This is a genomic window from Vibrio bivalvicida, from assembly GCF_001399455.2.
Classification (GTDB): domain Bacteria; phylum Pseudomonadota; class Gammaproteobacteria; order Enterobacterales; family Vibrionaceae; genus Vibrio; species Vibrio bivalvicida.
This window is the reverse complement of record NZ_LLEI02000082.1, coordinates 1-931: the sequence shown is the minus strand read 5'-3', so window position 1 is coordinate 931 and position 931 is coordinate 1. Positions and strand designations below refer to the sequence as shown.

The following is a 931-nucleotide window of genomic DNA, read 5'->3' as shown; positions in this document are numbered from 1 at the left end:
TAGTCTGGTACAGTGTTTACGGTGGCTAGTTTAAGTATCGTGTTATGCGTTGCTAGCCACTTAGCAGGGCGTTAACTCACTTCACAAAGTGGAGGCTTTTCAGATTGAAAAAAGTCAGTTTCATGGATGGTATAAGCTCACATAGCAATACGTGTTTTTGGATGAAGCACATTGATTATATTGAGTCTCGAATAGAAGAATTAAAAGAGCATGAACTAGATACATTCGATGACTCTCCAAATTATGCGGTTTGGTTGATAGCAATGCTTGAATACGTTTTTAGTGAAGTCCGCCAAAAAGCAGCGATGAGTCTAGACGAACCAAGCTATTTTGACGCTCCTTATAAAAAATTGGTCGCGTTTGGGCAAAACCACTTGTCAAAAACAGCTCATGAATATCTATGGACATTCGTATCAATGAGAAATGTACTTATTCACAAGGGTTTCCCAAATGCCTACGAAAGCCCGATGGTGAAAGAGCCTGAGCGTCACTATGCTGCGATTGATTTAATGCGGTCACCTAGGTCATATTTCGATATCAAGGAAATGAAGCAGGTAATTTTGAGTGAGCTTAGTAGTTTGGTGTATTACGATGAGAAAGTGAGTTAACAAACTGTTTAAGAGGGATTCGCAACGCGTGGCATTTTCACTATGCGTTGGTTTTGGTGTTTAAGGTGGTATGCGGCGGCATTGGTATTGCGTTGCTCACCCCTTAACAGGGCGTTAGCTAGTGTTTAAAGAAACTAAGGGCCTAAGTGCTCATGCATACGGGGCTCTAGCTTCACACTTGATAGTCCTTAGGTACAAACTATCTCGCCAGTGGCACTGTTCGAAAAGTGTTTGAATCAACCGAAGTCAGCTTACTGAAGTGGTGTGTTTGTTTAGTTCTTTGGTGCGGCTTCTTGGATGTTGAAATGCTGCCGTGGGTAAAT

General features: G+C 41.9%; 1 protein-coding gene. It reads left to right on the top strand.

Annotated elements, in window-relative coordinates; translation table 11 throughout:
- Positions 1–161: 161 nt before the first annotated feature.
- Positions 162–608 (top strand): hypothetical protein, encoded by a 447-nt coding sequence (locus APB76_RS19975; RefSeq protein WP_054963613.1) that lies wholly within the window; start codon positions 162–164, stop codon positions 606–608.
- Positions 609–931: the final 323 nt, after the last annotated feature.

Excerpts from the sequence above, each read along its gene's own strand:
- APB76_RS19975 (WP_054963613.1), top strand. The coding sequence starts at position 162 with ATGAAGCACATTGATTATATTGAGTCTCGAATAGAAGAATTAAAAGAG.